Below are 940 nucleotides of genomic sequence, written 5' to 3'. Positions count from 1 at the left end.
AAATCTTTAGTAGACAACAGTAATTTAATGTAATTTTCTTTTTCCTGTTATCTCTGATTTAGTTAATGTTTAGCGATCTATAAACCTTGTGAACAATTTGATCATGTCCTATCTTAACTGAAAATCTGCCAAATCCTTATTTGATTACGAATAGATTGTTTTACCATGATTGTTTCTAATTTTCTTCAAGAAATAAAAAAACAAACAAAAAATTTCAAACCAAGTAAGATTGTATGTAATTGATAAAAATAAACATTATTTCTTAAATGATGGAATCTTAAAAAATGGATTTAATTCAAAATTAACTATTATAAAAAATCGTGATAGTGTTTTATCTGGATTTTCAAAAATGGCATTTTTGTTTGATGAAATCATTCGTCTGAGAATTGTATCCTATTCAAATCAAAAAGATAACAAAGAATTGCTCTATCTTCTCAACCTTGTTCCTGTAAATAGAAAGATTAGGGCATTTTTAGACTGGGGTGTGTTCTCACCTGAATATACTCGAAATATGTCCCGACTTTTTGAAGTTAGAAATGACACCGTACATTGTGTCTCACTTGATGAGGTACGATACAATCCAAAGACACCGATTTCACTATCCAGTGTAAATGGTTTTAAGAAATTCAAAACTGATATGTGTAAAGCATGGGATGATTTGTTGAAAATATATCTAAATCAACAGGCAAATATTGACTGGATTGCATTATCTAAAGAAGTAAAAATTAAACCGTAAACTCAAATTCTTTTAAAATTAGGCACAAAAATAGATTCAATTCCTCTAGCAAACGTGTTAACTCTTTTGTCAATAAATCCAATTTTTGGTATCTTAATTTTTTTTATAAATTAAAAGTATGCAAAAATTAGAAAATATTCGACCTGAAAACCTCTTTTGTATTGCTGTTATGGATATTGATAAAACAATACGATTTGCAGGAAT

The 940-nt window shown here is 27.8% G+C and carries 1 protein-coding gene; it reads left to right on the top strand.

Annotated elements, in window-relative coordinates:
• The first annotated feature begins 229 nt into the window (after positions 1–229).
• Positions 230–736, top strand: a complete 507-nt coding sequence (locus BG20_RS04870; RefSeq protein ID WP_010191633.1) for a hypothetical protein — start codon at positions 230–232, stop codon at positions 734–736.
• Positions 737–940: the final 204 nt, after the last annotated feature.

It is taken from the genome of Candidatus Nitrosarchaeum limnium BG20, assembly GCF_000241145.1.
In the GTDB taxonomy this organism is placed as follows: domain Archaea; phylum Thermoproteota; class Nitrososphaeria; order Nitrososphaerales; family Nitrosopumilaceae; genus Nitrosarchaeum; species Nitrosarchaeum limnae.
This window is presented reverse-complemented; position numbering and strand designations above follow the sequence as displayed.